This is a genomic window from Hahella sp. NS-SX17 (assembly GCF_057367735.1).
The window spans coordinates 6,812,524-6,826,901 of sequence record NZ_CM170632.1; the positions used below are offsets into that span (position 1 = coordinate 6,812,524).

General features: G+C 58.2%; 17 protein-coding genes. All 17 read right to left on the reverse strand.

The annotated features are described in order from the left end of the window. Positions 1-3: 3 nt before the first annotated feature. The 17 genes from AC2IBB_RS30490 to AC2IBB_RS30570 all read right to left on the reverse strand — a co-directional run bounded on the left by AC2IBB_RS30490 (position 4) and on the right by AC2IBB_RS30570 (position 14,339). Positions 4-507 (reverse strand): type IV pilus modification PilV family protein, encoded by a 504-nt coding sequence (locus AC2IBB_RS30490; RefSeq protein WP_486330419.1) that lies wholly within the window; start codon positions 505-507, stop codon positions 4-6. Further along, positions 485-952: a pilus assembly FimT family protein gene (locus AC2IBB_RS30495; protein WP_486330420.1), complete on the reverse strand. Its 468-nt coding sequence runs from the start codon at positions 950-952 to the stop codon at positions 485-487. Before AC2IBB_RS30495 ends, AC2IBB_RS30490 begins: the two co-directional genes overlap by 23 nt. An 84-nt stretch (positions 953-1,036) precedes the next feature. Beyond that, positions 1,037-1,495, reverse strand: coding sequence for a prepilin-type N-terminal cleavage/methylation domain-containing protein (locus tag AC2IBB_RS30500; RefSeq protein ID WP_486330421.1), 459 nt, complete (start codon positions 1,493-1,495; stop codon positions 1,037-1,039). Positions 1,496-1,579: 84 nt separating this feature from the next. Next, positions 1,580-2,146 (reverse strand): hypothetical protein, encoded by a 567-nt coding sequence (locus AC2IBB_RS30505; protein WP_486330422.1) that lies wholly within the window; start codon positions 2,144-2,146, stop codon positions 1,580-1,582. 2 nt (positions 2,147-2,148) lie between these two features. After that, the gene (locus AC2IBB_RS30510) at positions 2,149-3,378 is read right to left on the reverse strand and encodes a type II secretion system F family protein (protein ID WP_486330423.1); all 1,230 of its coding nucleotides are present in this window, start codon (positions 3,376-3,378) and stop codon (positions 2,149-2,151) included. Between the two features lie 2 nt (positions 3,379-3,380). Next, a complete protein-coding gene (locus tag AC2IBB_RS30515; protein WP_486330424.1) occupies positions 3,381-5,117 on the reverse strand; it encodes a GspE/PulE family protein in 1,737 nt (578 codons plus the stop codon). A gap of 34 nt (positions 5,118-5,151) precedes the next feature. Then, complete coding sequence (locus AC2IBB_RS30520) at positions 5,152-6,471, reverse strand: tetratricopeptide repeat protein (protein ID WP_486330425.1); 1,320 nt, start codon at positions 6,469-6,471, stop codon at positions 5,152-5,154. Then, positions 6,468-7,316: an ExeA family protein gene (locus tag AC2IBB_RS30525; RefSeq protein WP_486330426.1), complete on the reverse strand. Its 849-nt coding sequence runs from the start codon at positions 7,314-7,316 to the stop codon at positions 6,468-6,470. The genes AC2IBB_RS30520 and AC2IBB_RS30525 overlap by 4 nt, the downstream gene beginning before the upstream one ends. An 18-nt stretch (positions 7,317-7,334) precedes the next feature. Then, positions 7,335-9,020: a pilus (MSHA type) biogenesis protein MshL gene (mshL, locus tag AC2IBB_RS30530; protein ID WP_486330427.1), complete on the reverse strand. Its 1,686-nt coding sequence runs from the start codon at positions 9,018-9,020 to the stop codon at positions 7,335-7,337. A gap of 2 nt (positions 9,021-9,022) precedes the next feature. Continuing rightward, on the reverse strand, positions 9,023-9,394 hold the full coding sequence (locus AC2IBB_RS30535; RefSeq protein ID WP_486330428.1) for a general secretion pathway protein GspB: 372 nt from the start codon (positions 9,392-9,394) through the stop codon (positions 9,023-9,025). Then, positions 9,387-10,025 (reverse strand): hypothetical protein, encoded by a 639-nt coding sequence (locus AC2IBB_RS30540; protein ID WP_486330429.1) that lies wholly within the window; start codon positions 10,023-10,025, stop codon positions 9,387-9,389. The genes AC2IBB_RS30535 and AC2IBB_RS30540 overlap by 8 nt, the downstream gene beginning before the upstream one ends. Then, entirely contained in the window at positions 10,022-10,711 is a 690-nt protein-coding gene (locus AC2IBB_RS30545; RefSeq protein ID WP_486330430.1) for a hypothetical protein, read from the reverse strand. Before AC2IBB_RS30545 ends, AC2IBB_RS30540 begins: the two co-directional genes overlap by 4 nt. Further along, the gene (locus tag AC2IBB_RS30550; RefSeq protein ID WP_486330431.1) at positions 10,711-11,640 is read right to left on the reverse strand and encodes a hypothetical protein; all 930 of its coding nucleotides are present in this window, start codon (positions 11,638-11,640) and stop codon (positions 10,711-10,713) included. The genes AC2IBB_RS30545 and AC2IBB_RS30550 overlap by 1 nt, the downstream gene beginning before the upstream one ends. A gap of 396 nt (positions 11,641-12,036) precedes the next feature. Continuing rightward, entirely contained in the window at positions 12,037-12,882 is an 846-nt protein-coding gene (locus tag AC2IBB_RS30555) for a sulfotransferase family protein (RefSeq protein WP_486330432.1), read from the reverse strand. Next, positions 12,875-13,456: a serine acetyltransferase gene (locus AC2IBB_RS30560; protein ID WP_486330433.1), complete on the reverse strand. Its 582-nt coding sequence runs from the start codon at positions 13,454-13,456 to the stop codon at positions 12,875-12,877. The genes AC2IBB_RS30555 and AC2IBB_RS30560 overlap by 8 nt, the downstream gene beginning before the upstream one ends. Positions 13,457-13,465: 9 nt before the next feature. Further along, positions 13,466-14,065 (reverse strand): serine O-acetyltransferase, encoded by a 600-nt coding sequence (locus AC2IBB_RS30565; RefSeq protein ID WP_486330434.1) that lies wholly within the window; start codon positions 14,063-14,065, stop codon positions 13,466-13,468. Between the two features lie 22 nt (positions 14,066-14,087). Continuing rightward, on the reverse strand, positions 14,088-14,339 hold the full coding sequence (locus AC2IBB_RS30570; RefSeq protein WP_486330435.1) for an acyl carrier protein: 252 nt from the start codon (positions 14,337-14,339) through the stop codon (positions 14,088-14,090). Between the last annotated feature and the right edge of the window lie 39 nt (positions 14,340-14,378).

Genomic DNA, 14,378 nt, shown 5'->3' on the forward strand with positions numbered 1-14,378 from the left:
GCCTCAAAAATTGGCCCGATAGGCGGAAAAAGTCATCGCCGGACCGGAAGGCGGCGTGATCGTCACCCTCACCAGCTTGGCGTTGGACGCAGACAAGCCAATATCCGCGCCCGCGCAGGACACCGACACGCTCACCAGATAGCCGGGATAATTGTTAAAGTCCGCGTCAGTCTGCGAGCGCGGCGCTTCATTGGCGATGCCGTCGTAATCGTCCACATCGTCATACTCGTCCCGACTGCCCTCTTCCGTTGAGATATTGCAGCTGGTCACTGCCGGAACGCCGCCGGAAGGGGTCGCCTCGTCATAGCGTTTGCCCATAATTTCATCCAGATAGGCCTGCGCCAGCTGAATAGTGCGATTGCGCAACAGCACATCGCTGCTGCGGCCGATGCTGCCGCTCATGGCGGTGACAATCGCCACTAAGGCGACGCCAATCACAATTATAGTGATCACCAGCTCCACCAGGGTGACGCCGCGCTGTCGCTCAGGATTCGCAAAAGCCTTCATAGGCGTATCCCAGGGTGGTGATGCAAATAGGGTAAACCGTGTCGCCGCTGACGCAGATAAGCGTGTTGGTGGTTCCGCCGGAAACCGGATTGATCACGTCGCCGTCCTGATTAAAGGTAATGGTGGCGGGCAAGACGCCGCCGGCGCAGGAAGTGGTCGCGCTCTGGCTCCAATTGATGCTGACGCCGGACGCGTCTACCGCACGCTGGGACACATAACCGCCCTGCGCCACCACGCCGGAAAAGTCCGCGCCGGACAACGACAGAGTCAGAGTGGTGGTGGCTGCGGCGCGGCGACCGATGGCGACTTGCTCCGCCAGGCGCGCCTGAGAAAGGATTTGATCGGCGACCACACGGGCCGAATAGGCGTCCCGCGTGGCGAAAAGACTGATGGCCGTGATGGATAGAATCCCGAGCAAAATCATCACCATGATCATCTCGATCATGGTGAATCCTCTATTGAGGGCTTTGCCTCCCCATCGCCGTCGGAGTACCTTCACACACGGACCTGACTCAGCTTAGAGTAACGATCAAGGGCAAGTGGTTGTGCCGCCGATTGTCGGCGCCGCACCTGCAGAGGCGGCTTGCGCATAAGTCACGGTGCAACTGGTGGCGACAGTAACCGTCGTTGTTCCGCCCGCATGAGCAACCGTAACGTTACCGCCATCAATTTGCGACGCAGCCTCAATGCCAGCGGCTGTGCCAGCGGGGTAACCAAACACCAGATCAACCGTCGTTCCTTCCAAAGACACCGTGCTGGTGGCCGCAGATTCATCACAAGCGGTGGTCGCCAGACAAGCCGCGTGCGCAATGGCCGAAGCCGAACGAACTGATCCTTCAATGCCTGAACGCGTCGCCGCTTCAGCTTGTGAAGACAAATCCGCGAACTTCGGCAACGCAAACGCCGCCAGTATTCCCAGAATAACGATAACCATGACCAGCTCGATCAACGTAAAACCCGCCTGCTGAGTCTTTATCTGCCTTTGCATAGTTGTCCCTCCACGAGAACATATAAGCTTTTAATCAAGTATAGACGCCAAGTTATTCTTGTGTTTGTAAAATAGTTAAATATTTCAATCGCTATCAGCGCTTTTGCGTTGTACAGACAACCTCACTTCGCCGCTTTCGGCGTTATACAGCAGTGAAAAAAAATCCTTCCCCTGAATGCCTATCTGATAGGCGCAGACCGATCCCACAGCCAAAGCATCAACCTTTTCCTGCAGCGCAGCGTCACCGCCACGCCGTAAAAGCAAGGCGGAATACAGCCGCCGGCAGCTCTCATCCGTCATCGTCGCTGACGCCGCCGCACCAATAGCGCTCCAGTCGACCGGCCATCCCTGCGCATTCATACGCAGCATGCCGCCCCCCTGAGCCTGCAGAGCGTCAGAACTGATATCCGCGCCCGCCGCCAACGTCCCCAACTCAACCAGCTCGGAACGTCCCCCATCCGCCAGCCATGCGGTATGCGCCAGGCGCAGACTGGTGAGGAAAACTGATTTCAGTTGCTGCGCGCGCACCTCGCCGGCGTTATCCACCAGGGTATCCACGGAACGCAGAAACACCGCGACAAGCACCGCGATCAGCGCGCCAATCAACCAGATCTCCACTCGCAGAAACTGGCTCAGCCACCGCGCGGCCATGACTATTTGCCCAGCGCCGCCTGACCCAGACTCCACATGGGCAGGAACACGCCCAGCGCCAGGATCAGCACCATGACTCCCATCACCACCAGCAGGATGGGTTCGATGGACTCCGCCAGCCGTTTTAAGGAGTACTCGATTTCCTCGTCATAGAAATTCGCGACTTCCACCAACAAGCTGTCCACGGAGCCGGTTTCCTCTCCCACCGCCAGCATCTGCATCACCAGTGGAGAGAACATGCCGGAAGCGCGGGCCGTGCGCACCAGGGTGTCGCCGCGCTCAATCCCGTTGCGCATATCCGCAATAGCGGAGCCGACATACTTGTTGTCCACCGCTTCCGCCACCAGGGTCAGAGCAGAGGTCACCGGCAGTCCCGCCGCCAGCATCATGGAAAAGTTGCGGGAAAAGCGGGACAACGCCACCAGTTCGAACAAAGGACCGACGATGGGGATGCGTAATTTGAAGCGGTCCCAGCGATAGGCTCCCCGGGGTGTTTTTTTCCAACGGATAAAGCCATAAATCGCGGCCGCCAACCCCGCCGCCACGAACCAGCCGTAATTAATCAGAAAATTGGACGTCGCCACCAAAATCTTGGTCGGCAACGGCAAATCCGCGCCGAACTTGGCGAACACGCCTGCGAAGGCGGGAATCACGAAGAAGTTGACCACCAGCAATGCAATCGTGATCGCCACCACCACCATGATGGGATAACGCACCGCCTGCGCCACCCGCTTACGGGTATCCCGCTCCAGCTCGATGTTCTCCCCCAACTGCCGGAATGACTCCTCCAGTTGGCCGGTGTTTTCCCCCACCAGAATCATGGAGACGAACAACTCGTTGAAGGTGCGGGGATGGGCGCGCATGGCGGTGGCCAGATTCACCCCGCCTTCCAGTCGCCGCGCGACATCATCCAGCACTTCCGCCAGGGTTTCCGAGCGCGTAGACTCCGCCAGTCCGCGGATCGCGCGAATAATGGGAATGCCGGCGCGGCTAAGGGCGTGCATCTGCCGGCAGAGAATCACCAGTTCGTCCAGCGTCACTTTTTTACGGAAGACGGGCAGCTTTTTCAGCCATAACAGCACATCAGTTTGCGCTTCCTGCTCCTCAATGCTGGTGGGCGTCACGCCTTTGCGCAGCAGTTCATTGGCCAGCGCTTCCCGGTTAACCGCCTCCTGCACGCCTTCAATCAGCGCGCCTTTGCTGTCCCGCCCTTTGAATGCAAAATTCGCCACGATCAGCTGAACTCCAGATGGCTCGGCGAGTGCGGCAGATCGCCCAGAGACGCCGAGATGCGGAACACTTCATCCAAGGTAGTGACGCCTTCGCGGGCATAATCCAACGCGCTCAGCGCCAAAGGTCGATAATGCTGCGAACGTCTGGCGGCGTGCGTAAAGGCGCTCTGATCGTCCTTGCGCAACGCATCCAGCAGTGAGTCGCTCATTTCCAGCAGCTCATAGACGCCGATACGGCCGCGATAGCCAGAGTTGCCGCATTGATAACAACCCGCGCCATGATAAAAATGCGTCGGCAGGGACTCTTGGGTCATAGCGTGCAACCAGATTTTTTCCTGCTCGCTGGCGTGATAAGGCTGCTTACAGTTATCACAGATTCGTTTCACCAGCCGCTGCGCCACTACGGCAGTCAGGGCGCTGGCTACCAGGTAGGGTTCGGCGCCCATATCGATCAGACGCATGGCGCTGGAGATGGAGTCGTTGGTGTGCAGCGTGGATAACACGAAGTGACCGGTCATCGCGGCGCGCAGGCCGATTTCAGCGGTTTCCTGATCCCGCATCTCTCCCACCAGCACCACATCCGGGTCTTGCCGTAATGCGGCGCGCAGCACCGACGCGAAATCGAGCCCGATTTTCGGATTCACCTGCACCTGGGTCACCCGCGGCAAACGATATTCCACCGGGTCTTCCGCGGTGATGATTTTGACTTCCGGCCGATTCAGTTCCGTCAGGGCGCCGTATAAGGTGGTGGTTTTACCGCTACCGGTAGGTCCGGTCACCAGCAGAATGCCATGGGGCCGTTTGATCAGAACGCGCAGCCGGTCCAGCAGCTTTTTCGGCATCCCGGTGGCTTCCAGATTCAACATGCCTTCGGTCTGATCCAGCAAACGCATCACGACCGACTCACCGTATTGCACCGGCATGGTGGACAGACGCACATCGATAGAGCGGCCTTTGACACGCACATTAAAGCGGCCGTCCTGGGGCAGACGCTTTTCAGAAATGTTGAGGCCGGACATCAGCTTCAGACGCAGCACCAGCGCGGCGTTGACGCGCCTTTCCTTCATCACCTGCTCATGCAGCACGCCGTCGATGCGTTGCCGCAGGCGCACCACGTTTTCGTCCGGTTCGATATGGATATCCGAGGCCCGCGCCACCACGGCGTCTTCAAAGATGGATTGCAGCAGGCGCACCACCGGCGCTTCGGTGTCATCGCCTGCCGCCGCCAGCTCCGCCAGGTCAAAGGCGTCTTCGCCCAGCTCGTCTTCCAGTTCGCCGGCGATGCTGGCGATTTCCTCCGTGCGCCGATATACCAGATCCAGCGTGTCCAGCAGCTCGCTTTCCCGCACAACCGCTTGGCGAATGGGTTGTTTCAGCACTCGCACCAGCTCGTCGTAGCCAAAGATATCCATGGGGTCCGACATGCCCACCAGCAACTCGCCTTTCTCTTCGGACAGCACAATCGCGCGGAAGCGGCGCGCCGCGGTTTCCGGCAGGCGTTTGATCAGTTCCTGGTTGAACTGGTAATGGCGCAGTTGCACAAAAGGAATGCCCATCTGCTGCGACAGGAAACGCAGCAGGCTGTCCTCATCCATATATCCCAGGTCAATCAGGGTGCGGCCAAGCTTACGGCCAGCTTTTTTCTGCTCACTCAACGCCGTCATCAGTTGCTCTTCCGTGATGACGCCGTTTTGCACCAGCAAATCGCCCAAGCGTATTTTCTTCTTCGGTTCGACCATAATTACTCTCTATCTCTCCGCTGCGCTTGCGGTGTCAGCCGCCCCCGCCGCCCGGCTCCAACTGCTGGATGCGGCGGCTGGCGTACTGCGCCAGAGTCGTCTGTAACTCGGGATCGCCCACCGCCTGACGGTAGGCTTGCAACGCCGATTGGCTGCGTCCGGTCTGATCCAGGGCGATGCCCAGACCCGCCCACCAGTCGCCTTTATGGGGGTGCGCTTCGATCAAAGCCGCATAGGAAGCGATGGCCTCTTCGTAACGGCGCGCCTGTTGGTATAGCCCCGCCAGCAGGCTGTGATAATCCGGCGCCGTTTCTACTTTCGGCGCCTCATTCTCTAACAGAGCGATGGCCTGCGTAACCGCGCCAGTGGCCGCCAGAGTGCGCGCTTTCATCACTTTGAAGTCCACGCTGCTGTAGGCGTCAACGCTCTGCATCACTTGTAGCGCCTGGGTATAATCGCCGCCGCCAATCAGCCAGGTCGCCAACTGAAAACGGCTGGCTTCATGTTCCGGCATCGACTCAAGCACATCCCGCAAACGCTGCTGCGCCGCCTGCACATCCCCTTGGCGATACTCTCGCCGCGCCTGCTGTAGCGATCTCGCGGCTTTGGCTTCCGGCGTTTGCGAAGGCGCAATATTCATCTCGGTTTGGGAAAGATCGGGCTCTTCCACCGCCGCCGCAGTCAAATCAATAGCGCGCATCGGCGTCATCTCCAGCGCCTGTTCCGGTGCGGCCGCCAGCTGCGCCGGCGTCTCCAGAGCATCCGGAGCATTCATCGCCGCCTTGGCTTGCTCCACGGGCTCCGCTCCATCATTCAGGCTAAAGCGCCCCATCGCACTGGCGGTTGGCGTTTCATGCCCGGCGGCAGGGGGAGATTCCATCGTCAGTACGGGCTGTAGCGGGTCATCGGCGGCAGTGACGACAGGCTCTTGTCTGGGGCGAGTTTGCCGCGCCGGTTCCTGGGCGTATTGCGGCGGCGCAACCACGGGCTGGGGAGCAGGTTGCGGCGAGGTGTACCGAATCGGCGGGGCAACCTCCGCGACGACCGGCGCATGCAATTCCGTCACTTCTGATACAGCGCCCTCCTGATTGTCCAGCTCCACTAGCGCAGCATTATCCGCTGTCAGCGTATTGACCATCGCCACTTGCGAAACTACCGGCGTCGGCGCTGACGGCTGCAGCCTCACCCACCAGAAACCACCAGCGGTTGCAGCCGTGACTAGAACCAATACAAACGCGCCCCGCCAACGGCGGGAGGAAGCCGGCGGCGCTTTCTGCAATCCGTGGGGCACAGGCGTGCGTTGCGCAGACTCCCGTTTGTCTAAATCTCGAAGGACATCATTCAGCAGACTCACGCCCAACCTCCCAACCAGGCGAACCTGAGCGGACGGGCGCTTTCCGTATCCTTTACCGCCCGCCGCACATGGCCGGGGGCGACGGTTCGATCACCATCGCCATAGGCGGCGAGCATGGCTTTATGGGCCAGCACGTTCACCAGTCGCGGTACGCCGCCGCTGGCGCGAAATATCAACTTGGCGGCGTCGGCGCGGAACAGGCCGTCGCCGTTGTAGCCGGCGGCGATCAGGCGATGCCGTATGTATTGCTCCACCGAATACCTGTCCAGCGGACGAATGTATTCCTGAAAGGTGATGCGCTGCTTCAATTGTCGCAGCTGCGGTTGCGCCAACATGACATCAAGCTCCGGCTGCCCGAACAGCACTACCTGTAACAGTTTTCGCGACTCCGTTTCCAGATTGGTCAGCAGACGCAACGCTTCAATGGTCTGCTCGGGCATCGCCTGAGCTTCATCGATCACCAGCACCACTCGTCGGCCTTCCGCGTTGTGGGCGATCAGTTTTTCGTTAATCAGCTTTAACAACTGGTGACGACCGCCATTAAGCTCCCCCAAATCCACCTGCAGTTCGTCCGCCAACGCCAGATACAGATCCTGTGGCGACAATCGCGGATTGGGGATGTAGGCGGACACGTAGTCGCCATCCAGAAAATTCAGCAGGCGACGGCACAACAGGGTTTTCCCCGTGCCGACCTCGCCGACCACTTTGATAAAGCCTTCCATGCTCTCCAGCGCGGCGCGCACCGTTTCAAAGGCGTTACGGTGCGTAGACGCGTCCAGATAAAAATGCGTATTGGGCGTGAGGGAAAACGGCGCCTCGCGCAATCCGAAATGTGTTTCGTACATACGCCCTCCTTTCGCCGGTCAGAATTGCTCGCTCGCCCGGTGCTGCAGTTTGTCCATGCGCTGGCGGCTGCCGCGCAGATCCTGACGGTAGCTCTCGCTGTCGGCGATGATCGGCCGGATCAGAATCACCAGTTCGCTCTTGAGTTCCGTGTCCCGTTTTTGTCTGAACGCCTGTCCCAGCAGCGGGATATCTCCCAGCAGCGGCACTTTCGCCTGCGACTTTTCCGTGAGATTACGGATCAATCCGCCAATCACCACCACCTGACCATTACGCGCTTTGATCACACTGTCGGTCTCCCGTACGGAACTGAACGCCAGCGGCAACACCAGGTCATTGGAGCCCAGGGAGATGGTCTTGGTCTGATCCTGCACATCGCTGACGGTAGGATGAACATGCAAAGTAACGTCGCCGTTGTCGCCAATCTGCGGGGTCACGTCCAGAGCGATGCCGGAGAAAAACGGGGTGATTTCTACTTCCGAAATCAGATTGCTGGTTCCGCCGGAGGTGGTGGCGTCATTGGTCTCGATACCCGTGACGAAGAATTCGTCATCCCCTACCTTGATCACAGCTTTCTGGTTATTGATGGTGGAGATGCGGGGGCTGGACAGCACCTGCACTGTGCCCTGCTCGCCCAGCAACTGCAGTAGCGTGGTGAAGTCATTGATGCGCAGCGCTGCGCTGAAGACCCCTTCGAGCCCCGGATTAGTGACGTTGCGGGAAGTCTGTCCCAAGGTCAGGCTTTTGGTCGGATCGCCAGAGGCGTCCACTTTGGAAGTGAACTCATCAAAGTAAGACCAGTTGACCCCCTGTTCAAAGCCTTTGTTCAGCACCACTTCCAGAATTTTCACTTCCAGAATCACTTGCCGTTGCATGATCAGCTGGGCTTTGTTGAGATACTCCTCCACCGCCGTCAATTCACTGGGCGTCGCCCGCACCACCACGATGCCTGCGCCGCCATTCGTCACCACCTTGCGACCTTCTTCAGAACCAATGATCGTGATCAGCGTCTCCTGTAAGGCGCTCCAGAAATCCGAGTCAGTTTCAGTGGTGATGCGCGACAACACCGCATTGACGGCGCCGCCTGAATTATTGCTGTTATTGTTACTATTGTTGTTGCTGGAGCCGCTGGAAGAGGACCCTGTGGAATTGGACAGTTGTCCCGAGCTGACCATGATGTCCGACGCGCCCTTGCGTTTGACGTTCAGATAATTGATCTGAAAAATGCGGGTTTGCACGCCGCCGGGCAGCACTTTGAACAGGTTGCCTTTACGCTGATATTCAAAACCATACAACTGTTGCGCGATCTCCATCACCTCGTCCAGGGTGACGTTTTTCAAGTCCAGTGAAATCGCCCCCTCTACGCCCGGGTGCACCACCATGTTGTAGCCGGAGCCTTTCACCAGCCCCATGAAAAAGTCTCTGGCCGGCGCGTTATTGACGGTAATGTCAAAGCGTTCCGCCGCCTGCATCGTCTCTGTCGCGGGCATGGTCGGCAGTAACGCCTGCACGACATCAGGCGGCGGCGCGGGCTGTTGCGCCTGCGCCATCGTCTCTTCAGCTTCCTGCATCGCCTGGCCAATCGCCTGCGCACTGGTGGGCGGCGGCTCGGGCTCATCCTTCTTGGGCGCAGCAGGCTGACTGGCGCACGCCGCCAGGCCGAAGCCGACCCAAACTGACAACAAGGTCCGCCAAAGACTTCTCATACTTATCTCCGAATAATCAGCGCATCCTGGGATGCGCCTTGCACACTTTCGTACCAGCGCTGACCGCGCCAGTCCAATAACACCCTGCGCGCCTCGATTTTCACCACACGCACAGCGCCGGTTTGCTGTCCTTCCGCCAGGGCGGCGCCGTTAATCGTCGCCACTTTGCGGGAGGAGGAATACAGGATGGAGTCAACGCTGACCGCCGGGCGACTGGGCGCCCCGCTGACTGACACGCCATCCGCGCGCCAGCTCATGGGACGTGTCGGGTCCGCCAGGACTTCGCCATCCGGCAGCCGGAAACTCTCTGCGCGGACCGACATCGCAGCGCTCAGCAACAACAGGCCCAGCGACCATTTGGTAACTTCAAACACCCAGCCACCTCTCATCCAGCCCCAGAGTCTCAAATTCCAGCGTCACCTCCGCCCTGGGATAGGCGTCCACTTTGTAGTCCATGTCGACAATGCGTAAACGGGACTCGTTGCGCTCTATTTTCTGAATATATTGCAGCGTGTCGAAGTACCCCCCGGTGAGCACCACTTTCACTCGATGACTGAACAGCACGGCGGCCGCCTCACCTTCGCCGTGCTGAATTTTGCGCGGGGGGAGTTTGGCCACCGCCACTACTTGCAGGCCGGAATGCTTGCGCAATAATTCCATCAGCAATTCGGGCATTTCTTCCGGGGCCACCAGACGCGAGAGGCTTTGCTTCAGCCGCTCCTGACGTACGCCAAGCTGATTACGCAAGCGCTCATTTTCCCTGCGCAACGCGGCATCCGGGTCCTGCGCCAATTGTTTGCGCAACACTTCCGCCTGGGCGCCGAGGTCCACTAATTCCAGGTTCGCAGCAGCAATCGCCTGCTCCGCAGTATGATTGCTCCGCCACAGCGGCTCCCAGGCTAACTGGGCGTATAGCATCACTACCGCCACAATCACCGTCGCCAACAGAATGGCTCTCTCCCGTAAACTAAAGCGGTTAACGCGGGCGACCCATTGCTTGATCATGGCTGTTTGCCTCCCGCGTTCGCCACCGGCTGGTTAAGCGCCCGGCCGCCCGCCACAGGACGGGCGGCCTTCCCTTCCTGCTCAGGCGTTTCCACATAGGTGTCAACCTCGAATAATCGGGCGCTGGCGCTTTCCTGCTCCGGCTTCAGCGTCAGCATATTGAAGGCGCGGCCGCGTAACGCCGGCTCTTCGCCCAGTGCTTGTAAATAGGCGGGGAGTAAGTCGGGCTGAATAGTAGCGCCGCTGAATATGAGGCGTTCGCCCCCTTGCTGAATACGGATGCGCTGCAGCCACAACGGCTCCTGGCGGTGCCGAGCCAGGGCGATCAGCAATTCGCTGTAGGACATGGCGCCGCCGTCCGCTTTCAGACCGGATTCCAACGCTGCCAACAACGCCTCGGTATTCTGCATTTGCAGACGCAGGCGTTCATTGTCCGATTGCAGACGGGTGTCGCGGGCGCGGGCTTCCAGTTGTTTACGCATGCTGTCAATTTCCGCTCCCAACGCCTGTTTCCGGGATTCCGCGGCCGCCTGACTCACCTTCACGTCAGCGCTACGCCATATCAGATAACCGGTATAACAACCGCATAGCACTGATATGGCCAACACCGCGACAACCATTACGCGAATGGAAAGTGGATCTCGCCGGGGACGAAACTCTTCTACGTATAAGTTGACCTGCTGCATCAGACGCCTTTCCTTCCCCCAGCGGCTTTGCGCATAGCGCCGCCGCAGGCCACCCAGTGAATGGCCGACGCGAGCTGATCGTCCGGCAGTCCAACCTTATCTTCCTGCAGTGTATGAACGGTCAGGCCCAGCGCTTCATCCAATTGCGACAACAGTTCCGCCTCGTTCACCACGGAGCCCGCCATTAATTTGCGAGGCGGCGCCTGCCCCATCTGACTTTCGAAATAGTCGAAAGAGCGCTGCACCTCCAACGCCAGTTGCTGTCCTACCCAGGATTTACGCTCAGGATCGGCCAGCGCTTCCATGTCCGCATCCAGACGACGGGACAGGTAGACAGAACCGTTTTTAATTAACAGCATGAGACCGGTGTTTTCCCGCATCATCATCAGCCCGAGGGACTTGCCGTCTTCTTCGAAAGGCTGCGCCAGATTGCGCAGGGCCAGTTCGGTGATGTCGATGGAGGACAATCGCAACCCGCTGTCGTTTATGACGCGGATGAGTTCTTTCAGCAGGGATTTACGGGCGGTGACTACATTGATCTGTGCAGGCCTGCCGCGCAGGGCGTCACTGGGATATTCGAATACATCCACAATGGCGTCGTCGATGGCGTAGTCGAGCAGATCCTTCACCTTCCATCGCACGGCTTCACGCAGCTCGCTTTCCTCCACGGCGGGACGCTCGATCTGTTGCAGTGCGTACATTTCCGGCGGCAGCACCAGATTGCAGGCCATTTTTTCCAGCTTACGCTCGCTCACGAAGGCTTTGAGCGCGCCAGCCCGCTGGGCGGCGCGCGCGTCCAGATATTCAATGGCGCGAATATGGGATTGTCCGCCAGTCGGCTCAGAGACGGCGATAGCCATTCCGTCCGGCCTTACTTCAATGCCGACCAGCCCTTTTTTGCCTTTGGAAAAGGAAAGCCATGAAAGCAATCTAATACCTCGTTTTAAGCGCCGACGGCCGCGTCGCTAAGCGATATCTAACGGCCGGTATCCTTACAACGGGCACACTGATCCTAGTTTTTACATAACTTCAGCTTAGACCACTAACTTATTGTTGCAAATGTAAAAGTGTAAAAAAGAATTTGATTAAAATGGCGTCATCCGAGCCCTCTGGATCGATCAATACAACACTGTTCGAGGAAGGTGAACAAAGTGGAAAACGCGCTCTGACAGGGTGTCTGCACAGGGCGTCACAAGGCGTGATCAGCGCCATCTCAAAGCACTGACTGGAACGAGTTGAGGTTAATGCTTCTTCCAGCGCGACAAAAAAGGGGCGCCGCCGCGCCCCTTGAAAGCCCTTACGGGCGAAGATGCAAACAAGAGTTCTTACTGCCAGGCCGACAGATTACTGCCGGTCAATTCGGCGACGAATTTCTTCTCGCCGGAGTAGTAGCTGCTGAGCGCTTCCCGGCTGTCCGGGTCGATTTTCGGCAGCGGTTTGGAACTCACATTCAAGCGCCGCAGCAGCTCAGGCACGCCGGAGCGCTTGATAACTTCCGTCAGACGGGTGTAGCCGGATTTGGCCAGCATTCGATAGGTGCGCACCATGATGTTTTCCAGAAACAGAAAACGGTAGGAACGCGCCTGATTTCTGCGCTGCTCCACGCCTTCGGGCAGGAAGTCCACATCCTGGCAGCCGAGGAATTCGTAGACTTCGCGAAAGCCTCTGGCGTAATCCTTGTTGAAGTCCTCCAACACAATAATTTTGATCTGCTCCTTGGGAAAGCTCGCAAAAAAAGGCTCCAGATACTGGGTGTAACAACCGAACTTCAGGTGCTCTTCATTGCGGATAAACTCCGCAAAAGAGGTGCTGCCGGCGATATCGCCTTTGCGGATAGCGTGCAGATAATCGGAAAACGTTCGCTGCACCGGGTCGCGCACAATCGCAATGATCTTGGCCTCCGGAAAATGGCGACGTATGCGCTCCGCCGTTCCCGGTCGATACATGTACGTCACCGAGAACTCTCCCTTCAACAGGCGGTCGTCGCTGCCTTTGAACTGCGACTCATACCAGGCGAATTCATGCTGATCGTACAGGTCACTGAAATAGTTAATTTCTTTCGGGTTGCCGTCGAATATTTCCGGGTGTTGCACCAGATTTTCGAAAAACCAGGTGGACCCGCATTTTCCTGAACCGATGCCGATAAAGTCGACGTTGAATGGTTTAGCCATGTTGCGCCATCCTCTCCTTGGGCTCTTCCACTTTTTCCTCAGTCTTCATGGGAACGATGCGCGCGGGGTTGCCAATGGCGATCGAGTTGGCGGGCACGTCCGTGATCACCAGACTGTTGGCGCGCACCACTACGTTATCGCCGATAGTAACGTCGCCCAGCACCTTGCATCCGGGCTCCAGAGTCACGTTGTCGCCGATGATCGCCAGACGCGGTTTGCCGCGAATATTGCCGACGGTGACGCCTTCATACACGGTGAAGTTCTCGCCGATCTCCTCCGCCAGCACAAAGATGCCGGAGAAGTTGCACACCACCATGCCCTTGCCGATCCTCGCATAGCTCTGGACGCTGATGCCGGTGAACATTTGCACCAGATAAAACAACACGAAGTACGCTACTTTCAGCAGCAACGACAAGGGTTTGAACTTGATGGCGCCCGCCTGTCTCCCGAAGCGATACACCACCGCCGCGAGCGTCCCTCTGTGCGGCAATACGCGCAGACAATTGGCGGTGGAGGCGTCGCCGTAGAGCAGCTCCGCCTTGCGCCTCACATCCTGTTTAATGTTCGTTATCATGATCCGTCTTCAGTAATTAACCACCTTTTTGCCTTCCCGCTTCTCCGCCATCCAGTTGGTTTCCCGGGAGATAATGCGGGCGGGGTTCCCCATCACCGTGCAGTTGTCCGGCACGTCGGAGATCACCACCGAATTGGCGCCGACCACCACGTTATCGCCGATCTTCACACTGCCCAACACCTTGGCGCCGGCGCCGAGAAAAACATTGTCGCCAAGCTTCGGCGGAACCGGTTGTTCACGCAGGTGGCCGGTGGTCACCCCCTGGAACACGATGCAGTTGCTGCCAATTTCGCCTTCGCTGATGAAGATGTTGGAAAAGTTGTGGATGACGAACCCCGGGCCGATCTTGGCCTTCGAGGGAACGTAGATGCCAAACCCCAGCACCACCAGAACCTTGCCGAGGGCGTAGGGAATATACAGAGGAATACGCAACAGAGCGGGCTTGACGGTGCGCGCCCAGCTCCCGTAACGATAAACGATGACGGCGATGGTTCCCGGCTCCAGAAAGACCCGCACGTTACGGGTGAACCAGCTTTTCTGGCTGAGAAACCATTGCTGCTTGAATTTGACGTCCGCCTTGATCAGGCTGAAAAGTCCCATCTTTTGCATAAGTCCTTTTGCTATCCGTTGCTCAGACGCTGGCGGATTCCGCTACGCACCCCGCCACATACGTCGCCATGGCGCCGAAGGTATCGAACGTTTCCGGCTCCAGACTTTCACTGTCAATCTCGATATCGAACTCTCCCTCCAACGCCACAATCAGTGAAATGCGCTGAATGGAATCCAGATTCAGGGGGTCATCGAGACCCACTCCTTCATAATCGACGCGGGTGACGCCGCCTACGACTGACTTCAAGCGTTCTAGCGTATCCGATTGGCTCATATTATTTTCTCCATGTTCACTTCCGTTTAAGCCTTTGTT

What these genes read in the sequence shown, in the direction of transcription:
- AC2IBB_RS30560 (WP_486330433.1), bottom strand. Translation starts at nt 13,456, where the DNA reads ATGATAACGAACATTAAACAGGATGTGAGGCGCAAGGCGGAGCTGCTC.
- AC2IBB_RS30500 (WP_486330421.1), bottom strand. Translation starts at nt 1,495, where the DNA reads ATGCAAAGGCAGATAAAGACTCAGCAGGCGGGTTTTACGTTGATCGAG.
- AC2IBB_RS30525 (WP_486330426.1), bottom strand. Translation starts at nt 7,316, where the DNA reads ATGTACGAAACACATTTCGGATTGCGCGAGGCGCCGTTTTCCCTCACG.
- AC2IBB_RS30555 (WP_486330432.1), bottom strand. Translation starts at nt 12,882, where the DNA reads ATGGCTAAACCATTCAACGTCGACTTTATCGGCATCGGTTCAGGAAAA.
- AC2IBB_RS30545 (WP_486330430.1), bottom strand. Translation starts at nt 10,711, where the DNA reads ATGCAGCAGGTCAACTTATACGTAGAAGAGTTTCGTCCCCGGCGAGAT.
- AC2IBB_RS30515 (WP_486330424.1), bottom strand. Translation starts at nt 5,117, where the DNA reads ATGGTCGAACCGAAGAAGAAAATACGCTTGGGCGATTTGCTGGTGCAA.
- AC2IBB_RS30490 (WP_486330419.1), bottom strand. Translation starts at nt 507, where the DNA reads ATGAAGGCTTTTGCGAATCCTGAGCGACAGCGCGGCGTCACCCTGGTG.
- AC2IBB_RS30505 (WP_486330422.1), bottom strand. Translation starts at nt 2,146, where the DNA reads ATGGCCGCGCGGTGGCTGAGCCAGTTTCTGCGAGTGGAGATCTGGTTG.
- AC2IBB_RS30565 (WP_486330434.1), bottom strand. Translation starts at nt 14,065, where the DNA reads ATGCAAAAGATGGGACTTTTCAGCCTGATCAAGGCGGACGTCAAATTC.
- AC2IBB_RS30495 (WP_486330420.1), bottom strand. Translation starts at nt 952, where the DNA reads ATGATCGAGATGATCATGGTGATGATTTTGCTCGGGATTCTATCCATC.
- AC2IBB_RS30570 (WP_486330435.1), bottom strand. Translation starts at nt 14,339, where the DNA reads ATGAGCCAATCGGATACGCTAGAACGCTTGAAGTCAGTCGTAGGCGGC.
- AC2IBB_RS30540 (WP_486330429.1), bottom strand. Translation starts at nt 10,025, where the DNA reads ATGATCAAGCAATGGGTCGCCCGCGTTAACCGCTTTAGTTTACGGGAG.
- mshL (WP_486330427.1), bottom strand. Translation starts at nt 9,020, where the DNA reads ATGAGAAGTCTTTGGCGGACCTTGTTGTCAGTTTGGGTCGGCTTCGGC.